Origin of the sequence: Candidatus Pelagibacter sp. HIMB1483 (assembly GCF_052048135.1) — a bacterium.
GTDB lineage: Bacteria > Pseudomonadota > Alphaproteobacteria > Pelagibacterales > Pelagibacteraceae > Pelagibacter.
Window position 1 is genome coordinate 75,001 of sequence record NZ_JBNAIM010000001.1, and the last position, 19,757, is coordinate 94,757.

The 19,757-nt window shown below is 22.9% G+C and carries 21 protein-coding genes; 20 read left to right on the forward strand and 1 reads right to left on the reverse strand.

Annotated elements, in window-relative coordinates; translation table 11 throughout:
* Nucleotides 1–50: 50 nt before the first annotated feature.
* Genes ACTTAV_RS00420 through ACTTAV_RS00445 form a run of 6 tightly spaced genes read left to right on the forward strand, consistent with a single transcriptional unit; the run spans nucleotide 51 to nucleotide 5,177 of the window.
* Nucleotides 51–287, forward strand: coding sequence for a hypothetical protein (locus tag ACTTAV_RS00420; protein WP_440669450.1), 237 nt, complete (start codon nucleotides 51–53; stop codon nucleotides 285–287).
* A gap of 20 nt (nucleotides 288–307) precedes the next feature.
* Entirely contained in the window at nucleotides 308–709 is a 402-nt protein-coding gene (locus tag ACTTAV_RS00425) for a VOC family protein (RefSeq protein ID WP_440669451.1), read from the forward strand.
* A gap of 11 nt (nucleotides 710–720) precedes the next feature.
* Nucleotides 721–1,863, forward strand: coding sequence for an aminoacyl--tRNA ligase-related protein (locus ACTTAV_RS00430; protein WP_440669452.1), 1,143 nt, complete (start codon nucleotides 721–723; stop codon nucleotides 1,861–1,863).
* A complete protein-coding gene (locus tag ACTTAV_RS00435) occupies nucleotides 1,827–2,690 on the forward strand; it encodes a formyltransferase family protein (RefSeq protein ID WP_440669453.1) in 864 nt (287 codons plus the stop codon). Before ACTTAV_RS00430 ends, ACTTAV_RS00435 begins: the two co-directional genes overlap by 37 nt.
* Complete coding sequence (locus tag ACTTAV_RS00440) at nucleotides 2,691–3,434, forward strand: AAC(3) family N-acetyltransferase (RefSeq protein ID WP_440669455.1); 744 nt, start codon at nucleotides 2,691–2,693, stop codon at nucleotides 3,432–3,434. It begins immediately after the preceding gene.
* Between the two features lie 12 nt (nucleotides 3,435–3,446).
* Nucleotides 3,447–5,177, forward strand: coding sequence for an LIC12162 family transferase (locus ACTTAV_RS00445; RefSeq protein WP_440669456.1), 1,731 nt, complete (start codon nucleotides 3,447–3,449; stop codon nucleotides 5,175–5,177).
* On the opposite strand, the gene ACTTAV_RS00450 is transcribed toward ACTTAV_RS00445, so the two are convergent.
* Entirely contained in the window at nucleotides 5,163–5,681 is a 519-nt protein-coding gene (locus ACTTAV_RS00450; RefSeq protein WP_440669457.1) for a hypothetical protein, read from the reverse strand. The two genes, ACTTAV_RS00445 and ACTTAV_RS00450, sit on opposite strands and share 15 nt — an antisense overlap.
* A 34-nt stretch (nucleotides 5,682–5,715) precedes the next feature.
* Between ACTTAV_RS00450 and ACTTAV_RS00455 the strand changes: the two genes are divergently transcribed.
* The 14 genes from ACTTAV_RS00455 to asnB are packed head-to-tail and all read left to right on the forward strand — an operon-like array spanning nucleotide 5,716 to nucleotide 19,757.
* Complete coding sequence (locus tag ACTTAV_RS00455) at nucleotides 5,716–6,996, forward strand: DUF4910 domain-containing protein (RefSeq protein WP_440669458.1); 1,281 nt, start codon at nucleotides 5,716–5,718, stop codon at nucleotides 6,994–6,996.
* A complete protein-coding gene (gene pseB, locus ACTTAV_RS00460) occupies nucleotides 6,983–7,975 on the forward strand; it encodes a UDP-N-acetylglucosamine 4,6-dehydratase (inverting) (RefSeq protein WP_440669459.1) in 993 nt (330 codons plus the stop codon). Before ACTTAV_RS00455 ends, pseB begins: the two co-directional genes overlap by 14 nt.
* Nucleotides 7,975–8,841: an aldo/keto reductase gene (locus ACTTAV_RS00465; protein ID WP_440669460.1), complete on the forward strand. Its 867-nt coding sequence runs from the start codon at nucleotides 7,975–7,977 to the stop codon at nucleotides 8,839–8,841. The genes pseB and ACTTAV_RS00465 overlap by 1 nt, the downstream gene beginning before the upstream one ends.
* Nucleotides 8,838–9,533: a cytidylyltransferase domain-containing protein gene (locus ACTTAV_RS00470; RefSeq protein ID WP_440669462.1), complete on the forward strand. Its 696-nt coding sequence runs from the start codon at nucleotides 8,838–8,840 to the stop codon at nucleotides 9,531–9,533. Before ACTTAV_RS00465 ends, ACTTAV_RS00470 begins: the two co-directional genes overlap by 4 nt.
* Nucleotides 9,527–10,852, forward strand: a complete 1,326-nt coding sequence (locus ACTTAV_RS00475) for an aminotransferase class III-fold pyridoxal phosphate-dependent enzyme (protein ID WP_440669463.1) — start codon at nucleotides 9,527–9,529, stop codon at nucleotides 10,850–10,852. The genes ACTTAV_RS00470 and ACTTAV_RS00475 overlap by 7 nt, the downstream gene beginning before the upstream one ends.
* 2 nt (nucleotides 10,853–10,854) lie before the next feature.
* On the forward strand, nucleotides 10,855–11,040 hold the full coding sequence (locus ACTTAV_RS00480; RefSeq protein ID WP_440669465.1) for a hypothetical protein: 186 nt from the start codon (nucleotides 10,855–10,857) through the stop codon (nucleotides 11,038–11,040).
* 3 nt (nucleotides 11,041–11,043) lie between these two features.
* Nucleotides 11,044–12,096 carry a pseudaminic acid synthase gene (gene pseI / locus ACTTAV_RS00485; protein ID WP_440669466.1) on the forward strand — a complete coding sequence of 351 codons (1,053 nt, stop codon included), beginning with the start codon at nucleotides 11,044–11,046 and terminating at the stop codon, nucleotides 12,094–12,096.
* On the forward strand, nucleotides 12,097–13,059 hold the full coding sequence (locus ACTTAV_RS00490; RefSeq protein WP_440669468.1) for an NAD-dependent epimerase/dehydratase family protein: 963 nt from the start codon (nucleotides 12,097–12,099) through the stop codon (nucleotides 13,057–13,059). It begins immediately after the preceding gene.
* Nucleotides 13,056–14,060, forward strand: a complete 1,005-nt coding sequence (locus ACTTAV_RS00495) for a shikimate dehydrogenase family protein (RefSeq protein WP_440669469.1) — start codon at nucleotides 13,056–13,058, stop codon at nucleotides 14,058–14,060. The genes ACTTAV_RS00490 and ACTTAV_RS00495 overlap by 4 nt, the downstream gene beginning before the upstream one ends.
* Nucleotides 14,053–14,931, forward strand: coding sequence for an N-acetylneuraminate synthase family protein (locus ACTTAV_RS00500; protein WP_440669470.1), 879 nt, complete (start codon nucleotides 14,053–14,055; stop codon nucleotides 14,929–14,931). The genes ACTTAV_RS00495 and ACTTAV_RS00500 overlap by 8 nt, the downstream gene beginning before the upstream one ends.
* On the forward strand, nucleotides 14,928–16,220 hold the full coding sequence (locus ACTTAV_RS00505; protein WP_440669472.1) for a glycosyltransferase: 1,293 nt from the start codon (nucleotides 14,928–14,930) through the stop codon (nucleotides 16,218–16,220). Before ACTTAV_RS00500 ends, ACTTAV_RS00505 begins: the two co-directional genes overlap by 4 nt.
* Before the next feature lie 3 nt (nucleotides 16,221–16,223).
* A complete protein-coding gene (locus ACTTAV_RS00510) occupies nucleotides 16,224–16,955 on the forward strand; it encodes a cytidylyltransferase domain-containing protein (protein WP_440669473.1) in 732 nt (243 codons plus the stop codon).
* A gap of 16 nt (nucleotides 16,956–16,971) precedes the next feature.
* The gene (locus tag ACTTAV_RS00515) at nucleotides 16,972–18,027 is read left to right on the forward strand and encodes a hypothetical protein (RefSeq protein WP_440669475.1); all 1,056 of its coding nucleotides are present in this window, start codon (nucleotides 16,972–16,974) and stop codon (nucleotides 18,025–18,027) included.
* Entirely contained in the window at nucleotides 18,027–19,757 is a 1,731-nt protein-coding gene (asnB, locus tag ACTTAV_RS00520) for an asparagine synthase (glutamine-hydrolyzing) (RefSeq protein ID WP_440669476.1), read from the forward strand. Before ACTTAV_RS00515 ends, asnB begins: the two co-directional genes overlap by 1 nt.

The window sequence follows — 19,757 nt, forward strand, 5'->3', positions numbered from 1 at the left end:
ACCTGATATTATTTATTAAATTATCTTAAAGCGTTTATTAAAATACCAAGATGCCCAAAAATGAGCTTATAAAAAAAATTGTTGATGATTTTTTAATAAAAAAAGAAGGTAAATCAGTCTTAAAAAGAATAGATAAAAAAAATTTAATTTCTGAGGGTATTATCGATTCTCTTGATGTATTTACTTTAGCTTCAAAAATTGAAAAAAAGACTAAAATCAAGATCAATATTGCTGATAGTAAAATTTTTAAAAAGTTTCAAAAATACAAAACCTTAATTAATCTATAGACAAGTCACAGTTATTTTAAATGAAAATACATCATATAGGAATTGTTTGTGAGGAAGATGATTTAAAAAATTATTTTTTTTTACCAGAAAAAAAATTTATCTATTTCGATAAAAAGCAGAACAATAAACTAGTAATAGGAAAAAATAAATATAACAATCTATGGATGGAGTTTGTAATACCACTTAATTCTAAATCAACTGTTAAAAATTTTCTTAAAACTAGAGGTTCAGCAATTCATCACATTGCTTACTATGTGAAAGATATTAATAAGATTAAAAGAGAATTTAAAAAAAAAACAGATTTTTTATATGTTAATTCTTATAAAATAGAAATAAATTGTTTTGGTGGGTTATTGGAGACTGTCTTTTTTTATAATAGTAATATATTCATAGAATTTTTATCAAAAGCTAAAAAAAGATAATCTTTAAGAGTATGAAAACTGTTTATAAACATAACCATAGAATTAACGATAAACAAAAATCTTTTATATTAAATTCTCTTAAAGATAGTTTTCCTAAATCAAATTTAATTATAAAGAAAAACAAAATTTTTTTATTAAATAAAAAAAACTATTTAGAGATCAAAAAAAACTGTCCAAATTTGATGAAATTATCTATAACATCAAAAAATAAAATAATTTTTTATCAAAATAAAAAAATAAAATATAAAAAAAATCCAATTTCATTATTAAAAAAAAAAAAAGAAATAATAAAAATCTCAGAAGGATTATTTCAATTTCAAGGTAATTTTTTAAAAGTTTTTAGATCAGTAAATAAATACTTTTACGATTTGGCTTTAAAAGAATATAATGCAATAGATCAAGAGCACCCTGTTTTTTGGCCAATTGATCTATATAAAAAAATTGATTATTTCAAAGATTTTCCTCAGCAAATATTAATGGTTAGCGGTTTAAAAAAAAGTTTTAATAATTATAAAAAGTTTTCAAACAAATATGGTAACAAAAAAAATTTTAAGTCAATTAAAATAAACAATCAATTTAGAAATTCAAATTATGGTCTTCAGCCAGCTGTTTGTGACAACTGTTACTATGCTTTACAAAATGTAAAAAATCATAAAAATTCAATTTATACAACTTATAATAAAGTTTTTAGAGATGAAAAATCAAATTTTAAAACCTTGGATAGGCTAATTAGTTTTTCTGTTAGAGATATAATGTTTGTTGGAGATGAGCAATTTGTTTTGAGGACTAAAAACAAGTTAGTTAAATCCTTAAAGAAATTTTTTCAAACAACAATGCTAAATTGTAGGATAGAAGTAGCAAATGATCCTTTTTTCATTTCTAATGTAAATAAAAAAGTATTCCAGGATGCAATGGATTTAAAGTATGAAATAATTGTTGAAATACCTTTTTTAAAAAAGGAAATAGCAGTAGGTTCAATTAATTTCCATCTTAATACCTTTGGTAAAGCTTTTAAGATTAAAAGAAAAGGAAAATTTATTTTTTCTGGGTGCATCGGAATAGGTTTTGAAAGATTATTATTAGCACTCTACAGTCAACATGGAATTAATATCAATAAATGGCCAAAAAAATTAAAAAAAATTTTAAATTTATGAGACTAAAAATTGCCCTTATCATCGGTCAGGCAATTGGTCTTAAATGTTTCCGGCATATTAGTGAAGATAAAAATATTGATCTTAAGTATGTAGCATGTGATGACAGAAGATATATCAAAATAGTTAAAAAAATTTCTAAAAAAAAAAAAATATCATTCATTAAGAAATTTGACAAAAATTTTATAAAAAAAAAAAACTTAGAAGGTTTTTTTTTACTAAGTATTCTATCAAAAACAATAATAAAAGAAGATGTTTTGAATAAGTTTAAAGATTGTTTTAATGTTCATCCTGCAATTTTACCTCAATATCCAGGTATTAACCCAATTTCAGGAATGATTTTTAATAGAGAAAAAAAAATTGGAGTAACGATACATAAAATGACAGCAAATGTAGATGCAGGTGGAATAATTCAAGTGTTCAGAACTTCAATTAGTTTGAAAGATAATTTACTCAGCTGTACAAAAAAAATTGAAAGTTTGACCATAAAAATTTTAATCAATTTTTTAAATAAACTATCTAAAGGAAAAAAAATTAAAATCCTAAGTAACAATATTAAAAAAAAAAAACTTTTTCCCAAAAAAATTCCTAACAATGGATTACTGAATTTTAATTGGAATTTTGATGAATTTTTAAAATATTTTAATGCTGGATTTTCAGGACCTTATTCTAGCGAATGGGGGAAATTATATTTCAATTATAATAAAAAAAAAAAAATAATATGTAATTTTAAAATTTTAAAAAAAAATAACGAAAAAAAAATCTTACAAATTGATAAAAAAAATTATTCTTTAAAATTAAAAAATAAAACAATTATAGTATCCACTTAAATGTTAAAAAAAATTCAATCAATTTTATTAAAGTCTGGTATCAACGAAGCAGATTATGTTTACATTTATTCAGATTTTAGACCCTTCTTTAAATTCTGTAAAAAAAATCCAAAAAAGTTAGTAAAATTATTTTTAGAGTTTTTTACAAATAGAGGAATAACATGTGTTATCCCGTCATTTTCATATACCACTTCTGGTAAATTTATTGTTGAAAAGACAAAGTCGAAAGTCGGATTTTTAGCAAATTTTGTAATTAGTAACTTAAAATATGAAAGATCTGAACATCCATTATTTTCTTTTGTTTCAATTGGTAAAAATTCTAAAATTGTTCAAAAGGTTGGCAAATCCGCTTTTGGCAAAAAGTCTTTACACGCAAGACTTTATGGTAAGAATTGTTATTTCTTATATTTTTTCCGTCCTCTAAAAGATGGGAATACTCTTGTCCATCATATAGAACAGATGTTTAAAGCTAATTACAGATTTGAAAAAAAATTTTCCACAAAAGTATATAATGGTAAAAAATATATAGGAAAAAATTATTCTGCTTATCTAAAAAAAAATATAAACGACAAAAAATATTTTTTAAATTTTAAAAAAGTTTTAAAAAAATTGATAAATAAAGAATACATTAAAATAAATAAATTCAAAAAATCACAAATAGCAATTTTAAAATATGATAATTTTTATGATGATTTAAAAAAACTTTATAAATTTGACAACAAAATTTTTATTAATTGTAAATAAACTTTTGTAGCAATGAAAAATAGATTAATAACAACAAATATCAGTTCATTATTTTCATTAAATGAGCGCAATATTCTTTTAGGTGAATGGTGTATTGAGAATAAACAAAAAACTGATTTTGATACGTTAAAATACGAAAAAATAAATTATCATTTTAACAAACCTGGTAAATTGCAAACTGATTTTCAATATTTGAATAATCTTTATCCTAAAATACTTAATTCATTAATTAGATTTTTAAATGACTATCATGAAACAAAATTTTCAAAAAGATATTGGGAAATCATTATTGGTCCAACACTTGTACAATTATTATCAGTTTTTTGGGATAGATGGGAATTGATTAAAAATGTATCAAAAAATTATGATATTAATGATGTGCCAATTATAGAGTATGTGCCATCTGATTTTATATCTCAAGATTTTAACGATATTTTTACTAATAAGCTCGATTCCCATTTTTGGAATAATTGTGTTTTTTCAGAAATAATTAAAGATTCATTTAAATTGAATATTTCTAAAATTAAGAATGAATATTTTAAAAATAAAAGTTTTTTTGTTAATCAAGACTTAGAGTCAAGTCATAGATTTAAAATTTTGGATAAAATATTATCTAAACTTATAAATCCTAAAGAAATTCTTATATATAAACTAAACTTGGGAAAAGCAAATTTTTTTAAGTATATTTTTTTTCAAAGAAGATTATCAAGATCATTTAGTGAATTTTCAAAAAAAATTAAAATCGACAATATCAAAATTGATAGAAACTTTAAATTAGATTTTACTATTTCAAATGAATTTGAAAAAATGTTATCAAAAAAGATATTATTATTTTTTCCATTATCACATCTTGAAGGTTTTAAAAAGATTCAATCAGAAGCAATAAAAATTAAATTAAAACCAAAATATATAGTCACAGCGTTTGGGCATGTAGTTAATGATCTTTTCAAAGTTTGGTTAGCTGAAGTTTTAGAAAAAAATGATAGTAAATTAATTATTTCAAGTCACGGAGGTTATGTGGAAAATTGTATTAATTTTGATTCTTGGATTAATATTTCAGACAAGTTTATATCTTGGGAAAAATCTAATGAAAAAAAAATAGTTCAGTTACCTCCATTATGCCTTAAAACTAGTAATAAAGATCATTCAAACAAAAAAAATAATATTTTATTTTGTACATCTAATACAAATCTTTATGCATACAGAATTCAGGATTATATTATTGGCTCACAAATAATTGAATGTTTAAAGTTATGGGAAAATTTATTTACAATAATGAATGACAAGATTAAAGATAAAATAGTTATAAGACATGTTCCCAATTTTGATAGATGGAATCAAAAAGAAAAACTTGATAAATTATTTCAGCATAATGCACTATCTCAAAAAAAAAATTTTATAGATGAATTAAAGAATTCAAAAATTGTAATTAATACAGCTATGCAAACAACGTTTTTTGAAAGTATGAGTTTTGGCGTACCTTCATTGGTTTTATTAAAATATGATTTATGGAATTTATCTGAAAAAGGAAAAACTATTTATGAAAAATTAAAAGAAAATAAAATTATTTTTAATGATGTAAAAAAATTAAATGAACACTTAAATGAAATAGCTGAAGAACCAAATTTATGGTGGAATAGTCAAAAAATTTTAAAAATTAGAGAAGAGTTCCATGATCATTACTGTAAAAGAGGAAATTTTGATCAATGGAATAATTTTTTTAATAATTTAATTTTTTCTTAATCTCAATTTTATTTTCTGAATTGTGGTTCTTTTAAAAGTAGTATTTTTTTTTGTTAAATATGTCTCAAAACCTATTTTTTCATAAGATAGAATTGATTTGATATTCTTTTTATTAAATCCAGCAAAAAAGTTTTTTTTATTAAAAAATTTGTTTATAAAGATACAAGCATGGGCAATAAAAAAATGTGAAACTTTTTTATTCAAAAAATTTTTATCAAAAATAAAAATACCTACCGAAACATATTTTTTGTTTAGATTTTGTAGTCCAGATGTAGCAATTAATTGATTATTATAAAAAAAACCTAGAATTATTTTAGATTTAGACAGGTTAATTTTGTTTATGTATTTTTTTTGCCATAATTCACCATTATTAATTTTGCTTAAAATAAATTTAGACTTTTTTATCGACGATAAATATTTTCGGTTTATATGTTTCTCTGAGATACATTTAATGCTTAAATTAAATTTTTTTACTTTGAAATTATAGGTGTTTTTAATAAACATGTAATATATAGACTAAAATAAAACATACAAAATTATGATTGGAAATAAAGTTTTTAATTTAGCAAAAAAAGTATGGAATTATAATAGAAGTTTAACTGGTCAAGGCGTAAGAGATACATTAAATGAATTTAAAAAAATTAACAAAGATCTTAAAATAAATAAAGTTAGATCGGGCACAAAAGCATTTGATTGGGAAATTCCTCTAGAATGGAATGTTAGAGAAGCATATATATCCGATCCTTCAGGAAAAAAAATATGTGATTTTCACAAAAATAATTTACATCTCGTGGGTTATTCTATACCTCAAAAAAAATCTTTCAATTTAGAACAGATAAAAAAAAAAATTTATACTTATAAAAAAATTCCAAAAGCTATTCCTTATCACACCTCTTATTACAAAAAAGATTGGGGATTTTGTATGAGTTTAAATCAAAAAAAAAAATTAAAAAAGGGAATTTATAAAGTCAATATAAATACTAGCCTTAAAAAAGGTTATATGAATTTTGGGGAAATTTTTATTAAAGGAAAGAAAAAAAAAGAGATTTTTTTTTCAACATATGTTTGTCACCCATCTATGGCAAATAATGAATTATCAGGTCCATGTACTATGATTTATTTTTCAGATTATCTAAAGAAAATAAAATTAAATTATTCAGTTAGAATATTATTCATTCCAGAAAGTATTGGATCAATTTATTATTTAAGTAAGAATTATAAAAAAATGAAAAAAAATATTATAAGTGGATTTAATATAAGTTGTATAGGTGATAATAGATCTTATTCTTTCATTTCTAGCAGAAAAAATAACACTGATACTGATAAAATTACTAGATATGTATACAAAAACATATCCAATAAATTCAAAGAATATTCTTGGAATGATAGAGGAAGTGATGAAAAAAATTATTGTGCGCCAGGAATAGATTTACCAGTATGTACAATAATGAGATCAAAATTTGGAAAGTATAAAGAATACCATACATCAGAAGATAAATTAGGAAAAGTGGTTTCAAAAGTAGGTCTTAATAATAGTTTTGAATTATTGAAAAAAATTCACTACTTAGCAGATAATTACTCTAGTCCAAAAACAAGCGTTCTGGGAGAGCCATTTTTGACAAAGTACAATTTGTATCCAACTTTAAGTTCACAAAATTTACCAAAAAAAACTATGCTAATTAAAAATATTATTACATATAGTGATGGCGATAATTCTATAATAGACATAGCCGAAAAGTGTAAAGTCTCAGTTTGGGATATAATTCCTTTAATAAAAATGTTACAAAAAAAGAAAATTCTAAAAAATGCTGAACAATAAATCAATACTAATTACTGGTGGAACAGGATCTTTTGGAAAAAGAATCACAGAAAAGATCTTAGAAAAATTTAACCCAAAAAAAGTAATTATTTTTTCAAGAGATGAACTCAAACAATCCGAAATGCAAAATGAAAAAATTTATCAAAAAAAGAATGTAAGATTTTTTTTAGGTGATGTAAGAGACTTACAAAGACTCAAAACAGCTTTTGATGGTGTGGATGTTGTAATTCATGCGGCTGCTTTAAAACAGGTTCCAGCAGCAGAATATAACCCAGGTGAATATGTAAAAACAAACATTCATGGCGCACAAAATGTTATTCAAGCCGCAATAGATTGCAATGTTAAAAAGGTTATAGCATTATCAACTGACAAAGCTGTTAACCCAATAAACTTGTATGGGGCAAGTAAATTAGTATCTGATAAATTATTTGTTGCAGCAAATAACATAGTAGGTAAGAAAAACATATGTTTTTCAATAGTAAGATATGGAAATGTTTCTGGCTCTAGAGGATCAGTTTTGCCATTGTTTTTGGAATTAAAAAAAGCAAAGAAAAAACTTACGATTACACATAAAGATGCAACTAGATTTTGGATCACATTGGATCAAGGTATACAATTTGTATTTGATTGTCTTACAATAATGAAAGGTGGAGAAATTTTTATCCCTAAAATTCCAGCAATAAAAATTACAGACTTAGCTAAAGTAATAGATCCACAAAATAAATACGAAATTATAGGATTGAGGCCATCAGAAAAATTACATGAAGTTTTAATTTCGCCAGATGAAAGTATAGATGTTGTTGAGTTTCGAAAATACTATACTATAAAGCCATCATTTGAATTTCATACTAGAGTTGATTATTTTAAATCACAAAACAATGAAAAAGGAAAGAAAATTAAACAAGGCTTTAAATATTCTTCTGATTTAAGAAACAATCTATTAAATCTTAGTCAGATAAAGAAGCTTATCAAAGTTTAATGAGATTATCTAAAATCGTAGTTGGAGGTGCTCAAATTGGAAATAATTATGGCGCAGTTGGTAAAAATTTAACCAAAAGTGATACAATTAAGATTTTTAATTTTTTTATTAAAAATAAAAAAAAAATTCATATAGACACCTCGCCTTTTTATGGAAACAGTCAAAAATTGCTAAGTTGTCTGTCAAAAAAAAATATTTATATAATTTCAAAAATTAAGAATATTCCAAAAAATGAAAAAAAAATCGAAAACTATATTCAAAATTTTATTAAAAACTTACAAAAGGAAGTAAATAAAAAAATCTTTTGCATTTTTCTTCATGATGAAAAAGATCTAGATAATCTTAAAAGACTTAAAGTAATTAAAAAAGTTTTTCAAAAGTTTAAGAAAAAAAAAATTATTAAATATTTTGGTTATTCAATTTATGATCTTAAAAAATATAAAAAAAATATTTTTAAAGTTAAACCAGATATTTTACAATTTCCATACAACTTACTAGATAATAGAGTTACCAATAAAGATTTAAAAAAAATTAAAAGTCATAAAATTAAGATTTATGTGAGATCGATATTTTTACAAGGTTTGTTGTTATGTAATTCTAAAAATTTACCAAAAAAATTTAATAAATTTTCTAATATATGGAAGAAACATGAGAAAGAGCTAAGTTTAAATGGATTAAATAGACTTCAGGCTGCTTTGAGTTTTGTTTTTAATAATAAAATGATTGATAAATCAATTATTGGTTTTAAATCATTGAAAGAATTTAAACAGATTTTGAAATGCAAACTGTCAAAAAAAAAACTTAATTTTGTAGTAAAAAATAAGAAAATTTATAATCTTATAATTAACCCAAGAGTTTGGAAATGATAGCAGTAATTATTCAAGCTAGAGAAAAATCTACACGGTTTCCAAAAAAAATTTTTAAAAAAATTATTAAGAATGAAAATTCACTATCTTTAATTATTAAAAGATTAAAAAAAAGCAAACAAGTTAAAAAAACTATAATTGCAATTCCATCTTTAACAAAAAATTTTGAGTCTATAAAAAAAAGATATCGACACATTAAATTTTTTGTAGGTAATGAAAAAGATGTATTAAGTAGATATTATTATGCTGCCAAAAAAAATAACATTTCTATAATAGTAAGAATAACATCTGATTGTCCTTTAATTGACTGGGAAATGCTTGACAGAATGATAAAAGATTTTAAAAAATTGAAAGTAGATTTTTATTCAAACTGTTTGAATAGAACTTTTCCAGATGGATATGATATAGAAATATTTTCATTTAAAGCTTTATCTTTAGCTTTTCATAAAGCCAAAAAAGTTTTTGATAGAGAGCATGTAACAAGTTATTTAAAGAGATCAAAATTAATAAAAAAAAAGAACTTTGCTAACAAAATAAATTTATATTTTATTAGACTTACATTAGATACTAAAAAAGATTTATTTTTTATTAAAAAGATATATAAATTTTTTTATCCAAAAATATTTTTTAAATTTAAAGATGTAATGGAATTATTCTCTCAAAAACCACATTTATTTCATCAAAAATGGTAAAAAAAAATAACTATAATATTTGGAAAAAAGCAAAAAAAATTATTCCAGGAGGAAATATGTTAATATCAAAAAGACCTCCAAAGTTTTTAGAAAAAAAATATCCAATTTATTTCAAAAAATGTAAAGACTCATTTGTCTGGGATATAAACAATAAAAAATATCTTGATATGTATTTAATGGGAGTGGGAACAAATATTTTAGGTTATAATAATTCTTATGTTAATAATGCAGTTAAAAAAATAATTGACAGTGGCAATACATCTTCTCTCAACTCAGTTGAGGATTTGAAATTATCTAAAGAACTTCTTAAAATTAATAAATGGGCTGATATGGTCAAACTCGCCCGAACTGGTGGGGAAGCCAACGCCATTGCTGTAAGGATAGTAAGAGCATCAACAAATAGAGATTTAATTCTCTTTTGTGGTTATCATGGTTGGCACGATTGGTATTTATCCGCTAATTTAATAAATAAAAATAATTTAGACAGCCATTTATTTCCTAATTTAAGTGTTGCAGGAATTCCAAAAAAACTGAAAGGTTCATCAATTTCAGTCAATTTTAACGATTTTAAAAAAATAAGATTATTGGGATCAAAATATAAGGAAAGAATTGCAGCAATTAAAATCGAGGTTCAGAGAAATGATCCACCAACTAAAGAGTTTTTAGGGGAAATTGAAAATATTAGAAATAAATATGGAGTAAAATTGATTGTAGATGAGTGCACATCAGGATTTAGAGATAACTTTGGTGGAATTTATGAGAAATTTAATATTAAACCAGATATTGCTATTTTTGGTAAATCTTTAGGAAATGGTTTTCCAATTACTGCAATCCTAGGTAGGAAAAAAATTATGCTTAATGCTGATAAAACATTTATAAGTAGTACTTTTTGGAGTGAAAGGACTGGAACAACAGCTGCCATAGCAACTTTAAAAAAAATGAAAACTTTAAAAAGTTGGTCGAAAATTTCAAAAAAAGGTAAATTTATAAAAAAAAAATGGGGAGAATTTTCAAAAACTTATGATCTGCCAATAATAATCACAGGTCTAGATGCATTGCCTAAATTTGAATTTAAAAATAAGAATAATGAAATAATGAAAAATTTTATTCTATTTGAAATGCTAAAAAAAAATATATTGGCAAAAAATATTATATATTTAAGTGTTACACACTCTGATCAACAAATTAAAAGGTATTTAAATAATCTGAAAAATATATTTTATAAAATCAAAAAAAATAGGTTAGATCATCATAATATTAACAACTTTTATGTCAAAAAATTAAAAATTGCTGATATTAAATTAAAGCGTATAAACTAATTATGAAAAAAAACTATAAGAAAATAATTTCTCAAATAGAGTCTGTAAGAAAAAAAAATAATAAGAATTGGATGGACATTTTAAGAATTGCTTTTGAAAATAATCCAAAAGCAACCTCAAAAGTCTTTGCAAAGATTTACAGAGAAGATAAACAAATTTCTAATTTAGCTAAAAAACTTACCAAGTAAAATATGATTAATATTGATGGAAGAGCTTTAACTGATTCTAAGCCACCTTTTTTGATTGCCGAAATATCAGCAAATCATAAAAAATCATTATCACGAGCTTTAAAATTGGTAAAAATGGCCGCGAAGGCTGGATTTGATGCTGTTAAACTTCAAACTTATGAGCCAGATAAGATTACCTTAAAATCAAAAAAAAAGGATTTTCAAATTAAGGATAAGAAGAGCATTTGGTATAAAAAAAATTTATATGATTTATATCGAAAAGGTCAAACACCTAAAATTTGGCACAAAAAAATTTTCAATGAAGCAAAAAAACTTGGCTTAATTGCTTTTAGTACACCATTTGATTTAGAATCTGTTAGGTTTCTAAAAAAATTAAAAGTTCCATGTTATAAGATATCTTCATTTGAAATAACTTATTTAGATTTAATCAAAGAATGTGCCAAAACAAAAAAACCACTTATTATTTCTACAGGCTTAGCTAAGTTTTCTGAAATCAAAAAAGCAATATCTGAAATAAAAAAAGTAGGAAACAACAAGATAATACTATTAAAATGTTCTAGTAGTTATCCTGCAAATCCTGAAGATATAAACTTAAAAACTTTACTGGATTTAAAAAAAAGATTTAAATTAGATGTTGGTTTATCTGACCACTCAATAGGTTCTGAAGTAGCTATAGCGAGCATACCTTATGGAGTCAAAGTAATTGAAAAACACGTTACAGTAAATAATAAAGATGGAGCGTTGGATAGCAAATTTGCTCTTCCAATTAAAGAATTTAAAAATTTTGTAAACTCAATTAAAAATACACATAAAGCTCTTGGCAAAATTAAATATGGCCCTACTAAAAATGAAAAAAATTCTTTAAGATATAGAAGATCTATATATGTTAGTGACATAATCAATAAAGGTGACAGAATTTCTAAAGATAATATAAAAATTGTACGACCCTCTTTAGGAATGCCAATTAAATATTATAAAAAGATTTTAGGTAAAAGAACAAATAAAAGTTTTAATCCTGGGGATGTAATTAAATTAAAAAATTTAAAGAGAAATTAAATGTATTTAGTAACAGGTTGTGCTGGTTTTATAGGAATGAGTCTTACTCATCAATTATTAAAAAAAAATAAAAAAGTAATTGGTTTGGATAATTTGAACCAGTTTTACAATGAAGGCTTTAAAAAAAAACGATTATCAATTTTAAAAAAAAATAAGAATTTTAAATTTATTAATGTTGATATATCTAATAAAAAAAAGATACTGAATATTTTTAAAAATAATAAACCTAAAGTAGTTATTCATTTAGCTGCCCAAGCTGGAGTTCGAAACTCAATTCAATTCCCAGAATTATATTTAAAATCTAACTTAATTGGATTTTTTAATATTTTAGAGTCTATAAAAATCACAAAACCAAAAATATTTTTATTTGCTAGTAGTTCAAGTGTATACGGTTACAGTAAGGGAAAATCATTTAAAGAAAGTGATAATACAGACAAATGTTTAAGTTTTTATGGTGCAACAAAAAAATCAAATGAGATTATGGCTCATTCATACTTTCACCAATATAACTTAAGCATTATTGGCTTAAGGTTTTTTACTGTTTATGGACCATGGAATCGACCCGATATGGCAGCTTATACTTTTGCAAAAAATATTAAAAACTCTAAGAAAATTAGTGTTTATGGGAAAGGTAATCTTAGACGAGATTTTACTTATATAGACGATGTAGTAGCTTCAATTGATAAATTAATTTTTAAATCACTAAAAATAAAAAAACCTTTCTTTGAAGTATTTAATATTGGAAATAATAGTCCAGTTAAAGTGAGTAAATTTATTAAGATAATGGAAAAAAAATTAAATAGAAAATCAAAAAAAATTTTTAAAAAAAAACCTAAAACTGATTTGGTATTTACAAATTCAAATTCAAACAAGTTAATAAAGTTTATTCGTTTTAAACCACAAACTTCTATTGAGAGTGGTCTAAAATTATTTTTTAATTGGTTTAATAAAAATTCTAAATGAAATTATCAAGGATAATTAAAAATAAAATTATTTTTAAAAATAATTATGAAAAATGTTTTATTATTGGCTCATCACCATCGAAAAATGCCAGATCACCAAGATTATGGAATTATGTATATAAGAAATTAAAAATTCAAAGAGAAATGTATCCAGCAGATTTAGAAAAAAAAAATATAAGAAATTTCTTTAAGATTATTAAAAAAGATGAAACTTTTAAAGGATTATTAATTACAATTCCATTTAAAGAAATAAGTCTTAAGCATGTTGATAAAGTTTCTTTATCTATTTCAAGGATAAATTCAATAAACACAATAGTTAAAAAAAAAAAATTAGAAGCCTTTAATACTGATTACTTAGGTGCTTTAGAGAGCTTAAAAAAAATTAAATTGAAGAAAAAAAATCAAAAAGTATTAGTGGTCGGTTCAGGGGGTACTGGTAAAACAATTATGCATGCAGTAAATAGTTTTTTAACAAATAGCAAAATTTATTTACTGAATAGAACAGCAGGTAAATCTTATAAAATTTTAAATAAATTCAAATCACAAAAAAAAAATAGTTTTTTTCATATTAAGAAATATGATGATATATTTAAAATAGATAAATTTGATTTACTTATTAATTGTACATCGGTTGGTTTTGATAACTGGTGTAAAAGAAAAAATTTAAACATAAATTTAAAACCTTTTTCGCCATTATCACCAATAAAAAAAATTAATGGAATAAAGTCAAAAAATCTTAATTTATTTATGAAAAAAAATAAATTAATTATTAAAGAAAATCAAAAAATTACCGAAAAATTTTTGAAAAAGAATAAAAAAATCAAAGTTTTTGATGTAATATATAATCCAGTAGAGACAATTTTATTAAAAAAAGCAAGAAAAAACTCTATAAAGAACCTTAATGGACTATATATGAATCTTGTTCAGGCTGCTAAAGCTTTTGTTTTAGTAAATGGATTAGGTTATAAAAAAGTTTTAAATATAATGAAATCTTATGGATAATAAATTTCCTGGTAAAGATATTACATTAGAAGATTGCGAGTTCAAATTTCCACTCGCTACAAAAAAAAAACAAAAAGAGATTTTATTTAGCAAAAAAATCAAATTTAATTCAAAAACAATACCAGTAATTGCCGGCCCAAATACTTTAGAAAATAGAGACATGATTTTAAGATGTTGTGATCTATTAGAAAAAAAAAAAATTGGAATGTTGAGAGCAGGTATTTATAAACCACTTACTTTTCCATATAGATCTAAAAAATATTTCGAACTTGGAGATAAAGCAGCAAAGATTTTAGAGGAAATAAAAAAGAATTATGATTTGTTAATAGTTTCTGAAATTATGGAAGAAAAGAAAATAGATTTTATTAATGATTATGTTGATGTTTTTCAAATTGGATCAAGAAATATGCAAAATTTTCCTCTGATAACCGAAGTTTCAAAAAAACTTAAACCAATGATTATAAAAAGGCACTATGGTGCTTCTCTAAGGGATTTGTTGGGAGCAGCAGAGTATGCATTAGTTAACAAAAATAATAAAGTAGTTTTATGTGAAAGAGGAGTTTCTGTACCCCATACTCATAAGGCTACAAGTAGATTTTTATTAGATTTACAAATTGTACCTGCGGTAAAAGAGGTTTCAAACCTACCCTTAATTGTTGATCCTAGTCATGCTTGTTTTTGGCACAAATGGGTAGAACCATTAACACTTGCATCAATTGCTTCTGGGGCAAATGGTTTAATGATTGAATTTCATCCAGACCCCAGAAATGCCGCAGTAGATCCTTTGCAACCAATTAGTTTCCAAGAGTTTTCAAAATTAATTGATAAATGTAGAGAATTAACAAAAATTTTAAACAAAAAAATAATTTGAAAAAAAAAGTTTCTATAATTGTAAGAACACATAACGAAAGTTATTGGATCAGCAAATGTTTGCATGAAATTTTTAATCAAAAATTCAAAAATTTTGAAGTTATAGTTGTTGATAATAACAGTAAAGATAATACAAAAAAAATAATAAAGAAAAATTTTCCAAATTGTAAATTGGTAAATTATAATTCGAAGGTATTTAAACCTGGTGCGGCAATAAACTATGGAATTAAATTTTCAAAAGGAGAGTTGATTTGTATAATTAGTGGACATTGTATTCCAAAAAATGAGTTTTGGTTAGGTAAACTCGTAAAAAATTTTAAGTCAAAGATGATTGCAGGTGTTTATGGAAAACAAGAACCATTAGATACCTCGGACCCTAATATTGTAAGAGAACTAAATTATTTATTTGGAAATGATAAAAAAATTCAAATTAAAGATCCTTTTTTTCATAATGCTAATAGTATGATAAGAAGAAGTGTATGGAAAAAAATTAATTTTAATGAACAAACCTATCATATTGAAGATAGGATATGGGCTCAACAGGTTCAAAATTTAAATTATAAGATTATTTATGAACCAAATTCAATAGTCTATCATCATCATGGAGTAGGACATAATGATAATATTAAAAGAGTTTCAAGAATTTCAAAAATAATTCAAAATCTCAATCTTAGAAAGTATAAAAATGAGCAAAAAATAATTTGCATGATACCAATTATTAATCCTATTAAAAAAAATGATTCTTTCTTAGTTGAAAAAATATTAAATGAGCTAAATAAGAGTTCTTTAATTTTTAAAACTTTTATAATTTGTAGTAATCAAGAATTAAAAAAGAAAATGAAAAATTTGAGAAAAATTAAAGTAATAGATAGGCCAAAATACTTACAGAAAGATTATTTAGGCACTGATTATATTCTTAAAGAAATATATAAAAAATATATAAAAAAATCATTCAAGCCCTCTCACGTAATGGTGCTTGAAGAAGTTTATCCCAACAGACCAAGAAATTTTATTAAAGATTTAATAAATAAGATAGACGAAAAATACGATTCTATTGTTCCAATATGTAAAATAAATGACCACAATATTTGGAAAAAAAACAGTTCAGGAGAGATGAATATAATTTTTAAAACTTCTATGCCAAGTTCGTATGTTACAAATAATGTTTTTAAAGAGATAAAAGGATTAGGTTGTATTACCAAGAGCTCAGTTTTTGAACATACTGGAAGAGAAACAATGTCAATTAATTTTTTAGAAGTTTTAGAAAAATATTCAATTAAATTTAAATAAAAAGTGTCTATAAAAAAGAAAATTGAGTTTTTTATTCCAGCAAGATCTGGGTCGTCTAGAATTAAAAATAAAAACTTAAAAAAAATAAATGGAAAAACATTATTAGAAATTTCTATTAAAAAATGTTTAAAGACAAAATTAGGTGATGTTGTTGTTTCAACTGATTCTAAAAGTTATGCAAACTATTGTAAAAAAAAAGGTGCAAAGATTTATTATTTAAGAGAAAATAAATATTCAACATCAAAATCATCAACTATATCAAGTATTTTGTATCATATAAGATACTTAAAAGACAAAAATATTTCGTTACCTGAATATTTAGCAATAATTCCAGTAACAAATCCTTTTTTAAAAGCAACTAGTATAATAAAAGCTTTTAAAAAAATTAGTAATAATAAAAAATTCAATTCTATAGTTTCATACACCAAATCCACAGAACACCCATTTTTGTACGTAGATGTAAATAATGATAAAATTAAATTTGATTTATTTAAATTTAGAAATTCCTATTATTCTGATTTAGAAAGAACACAAGATTGGCCACATGCAATTATTGCTACACCTTCCTTAAAGATTACGAAAACAAAATATTTTTTAAAATACCTAAAAAATAAAGATCCTAATTTTAATTTAAAAACTTTTGATTTGAATTCATGCATAGGTTTGGAAATTTCAAATAAAGAGTCATTTGATATCAACACCACAAAAGATTTGAAGCTTTCAAAAATTATTTAATTATAATTTTAAAATAATGATTAAATTTGATTTTAAAAAAATTAAACAAAAAAAAATCATGGTTTATGATGCCATGTCATTACCAGGAATTGAAATGTTATTAAAAAAAAAAAGTTATAATGTTTATTATAATAGAAATGAAAAAATAAATTTTTGGATTTTAATGAAAACAATTATATCTTTTGATTTTATAAATTTTAAAGAAAATTATAAATTAAATTATATAAAAAGTGCAGATCCTAAAATAATCATAACTTTTATTGATAATAACCCTTCATTTTATTATTTAAAAAAAAAATTTCCAAAAATAACAACTATTTCAATTCAAAACGGTAATAGAACAAGGGAGGATTTTGAAGATCTAAAGAATTATAAAAATTTAAAAGCAGATTATTTTTTTGTTTTTTCTAAACCTGTAGCTAATAAATATAAAAATTATATTAAATCAAAATATATTATTTCAGGATCAATTAAATGTAACTATTTTAAAAAAAGAAGGTTGAAAAAAAAAAATGAGATTCTTTTTATATCGCAACATAATAAAAGCAAAACCCTTCCACTTAATGAAGAGAAAATTATCCACATTCTACAAAAGATAAAAAAGGAATATAAAATTAATTTTAAAATTTCATTAAAGAAAAATATAGAAAATTATTTTATAGAAAAGTTTCCCGATTTAAAAAAATCAATGTTTCTAAAAAATACAAATATTTTTTCATCCTATAGACATATACAAAAATATAAATTAGTTATTTTTATCAATTCTACTCTAGGATACGAAGCATTGGGAATGGGCGTCTCAGCACTCGCTATACCAATTGGATGTGAAAATTTCGCTTGGTGTAAAAAACATGGAATAAGAAAACCTGAAAGATTTGGATATCCGAAAAAATTGCCAAATTATGGATTTTGTTGGATTAATAAATTTAATGAAAAATTTGTCATAAAAAAGATAGTAGAAATTATTAAAAATAAAAAGATTTCAAAAAAAAGACAGAATTTAGATATCAAAGATATAATGTTTTACGATTATAAAAACAAAAAAATAAAAAAATTGTTAAAGGAAATTTAATGTGTGGTTATGTCTTTTTTTCTGATGGTAAAAATGAAATTACAAAAAAAAAATTAGATTCAATTTTAGATTTACAAAAACATAGAGGTCCAGATTACTCCAATTATCAAAGACATAAAAAATATTTTTTTTTACACAATAGATTAAAAATAATTGACTTATCTTCAAAAGGAAACCAGCCTTTTGAAGACGATAAGGGTAATATTATAATATTTAATGGTGAAATTTATAATTTTTTAGAACTAAAAAAAAAATATAATTTAAAAAATTTTACAAGCAAATCTGATACAGAGGTTATATTAAAATTATATGACCTTAAAGGTCCTAATTTTTTAGAACTTTTAAATGGTATTTTTTCTTTTATAATTTTTAATAAAAGAAAAAATAAAGTATTAGTTGCTAGAGATAGATTTGGAGTAAAACCTCTTTTTTTTTACAAAAAAAAAAATTTTTTGATCTATTCCACTGAAATTAAACCAATTTTAAGAATTATTAAAAAATTTGAAATAAACTTTAATGAGTTAACAAAATATATAGGAGAAGGCAAATATTTTGATACATCAAAAACCTTCTTTAAAAATATTGAAATCTTTCCTCCAGCATCTTTTGAAGAGTTTTCTTTAAACAATATAAATAAAACAAAAATTAAAAAGTACTGGAAATTAAGAAAAAACAAAAAACTTAGATGTAAAAATGAGAATGATTTTTTTAAAAATTTTATAAAATATACATCGAATGCTATAAAGTTAAATCTGGTAAGTGATGCAAGATACTCTTTGTTGTTAAGTTCAGGTATGGATTCAAATTTTATCAAATCAATAATAGAAGATGTTTTGAACAAAAAAATTACAAGTTTTACATATGGTTGGAAAAATAAATATTATAATGAAATATTAAGGCTAAAAAAATTAAGATCATCTAATTATAGTAATATTAAAAAGTTAATAAAAGACCCTCAAAAAATTTTTTATCAGCTTAAAAAATTAGTTTATCTTTATGAGGGTCCCCTAGGTGGATTTGGAACAGCAGCGCAATATTATTTAATGAAAAAAATAAAAAAAAATAAAATAAAAGTAGCTATTTCAGGTGAAGGAACAGATGAATTTTTACTTGGATATAAAAATTTACAAAAAATTTTTTTTGAAAAAGATAAATCCTATTTGACAGATAAAATTTTTACTCCTGATGGCAAGGAAATGGGGGATAAAAGATTAATTCTAAAAAATTTTAAATTTAATGATAAAAATACAAAATATAAAAATATCAACGAAGTTGTAATGAATTATACATTTAGAATAAAATTACCAAAATTATTGTATTTCTATGATAAGTCCTCAGCACTAAATGGGATAGAAGGAAGAGTTCCTATGCTGGATCATAAGTATGTAGAATTTATTTTTTCTAACAGTGATAAATTTAAGATAGATTTAGATGGTGGTAAAAAACCAATTAGAAAATGGCTTGAATTAAAAAATAGAAAAACTTACAAAAAAAAGCTAGAAGTTTCAACTCCCCAGAGAGAGTTTTTTAAACAAAAAAAGATTTATAAATACATTATCAAGCTTCTTCAAAATGGAGAACTTATTAAGAATAAAATACTAAATTTTAAAGAATTTAAATTTCAATACTTAAGTTATATTAAAGAAGAAAAAGTCTCAAATTCATTTTTTATTTGGAAAGTAATAAATGCAGAGTTTTTTTTGTTAAATTATAGAAACAAAATTATATAA

Coding starts and splice junctions, on each gene's coding strand:
- asnB (WP_440669476.1), top strand. CDS start 18,027: ATGTGTGGTTATGTCTTTTTTTCTGATGGTAAAAATGAAATTACAAAA.
- ACTTAV_RS00480 (WP_440669465.1), top strand. CDS start 10,855: ATGAAAAAAAACTATAAGAAAATAATTTCTCAAATAGAGTCTGTAAGA.
- ACTTAV_RS00450 (WP_440669457.1), bottom strand. CDS start 5,681: ATGTTTATTAAAAACACCTATAATTTCAAAGTAAAAAAATTTAATTTA.
- ACTTAV_RS00425 (WP_440669451.1), top strand. CDS start 308: ATGAAAATACATCATATAGGAATTGTTTGTGAGGAAGATGATTTAAAA.
- ACTTAV_RS00515 (WP_440669475.1), top strand. CDS start 16,972: ATGATTAAATTTGATTTTAAAAAAATTAAACAAAAAAAAATCATGGTT.
- ACTTAV_RS00430 (WP_440669452.1), top strand. CDS start 721: ATGAAAACTGTTTATAAACATAACCATAGAATTAACGATAAACAAAAA.
- ACTTAV_RS00420 (WP_440669450.1), top strand. CDS start 51: ATGCCCAAAAATGAGCTTATAAAAAAAATTGTTGATGATTTTTTAATA.
- ACTTAV_RS00475 (WP_440669463.1), top strand. CDS start 9,527: ATGGTAAAAAAAAATAACTATAATATTTGGAAAAAAGCAAAAAAAATT.
- ACTTAV_RS00445 (WP_440669456.1), top strand. CDS start 3,447: ATGAAAAATAGATTAATAACAACAAATATCAGTTCATTATTTTCATTA.
- ACTTAV_RS00435 (WP_440669453.1), top strand. CDS start 1,827: ATGGCCAAAAAAATTAAAAAAAATTTTAAATTTATGAGACTAAAAATT.
- pseB (WP_440669459.1), top strand. CDS start 6,983: ATGCTGAACAATAAATCAATACTAATTACTGGTGGAACAGGATCTTTT.
- ACTTAV_RS00455 (WP_440669458.1), top strand. CDS start 5,716: ATGATTGGAAATAAAGTTTTTAATTTAGCAAAAAAAGTATGGAATTAT.
- pseI (WP_440669466.1), top strand. CDS start 11,044: ATGATTAATATTGATGGAAGAGCTTTAACTGATTCTAAGCCACCTTTT.
- ACTTAV_RS00500 (WP_440669470.1), top strand. CDS start 14,053: ATGGATAATAAATTTCCTGGTAAAGATATTACATTAGAAGATTGCGAG.
- ACTTAV_RS00495 (WP_440669469.1), top strand. CDS start 13,056: ATGAAATTATCAAGGATAATTAAAAATAAAATTATTTTTAAAAATAAT.
- ACTTAV_RS00490 (WP_440669468.1), top strand. CDS start 12,097: ATGTATTTAGTAACAGGTTGTGCTGGTTTTATAGGAATGAGTCTTACT.
- ACTTAV_RS00470 (WP_440669462.1), top strand. CDS start 8,838: ATGATAGCAGTAATTATTCAAGCTAGAGAAAAATCTACACGGTTTCCA.
- ACTTAV_RS00440 (WP_440669455.1), top strand. CDS start 2,691: ATGTTAAAAAAAATTCAATCAATTTTATTAAAGTCTGGTATCAACGAA.
- ACTTAV_RS00465 (WP_440669460.1), top strand. CDS start 7,975: ATGAGATTATCTAAAATCGTAGTTGGAGGTGCTCAAATTGGAAATAAT.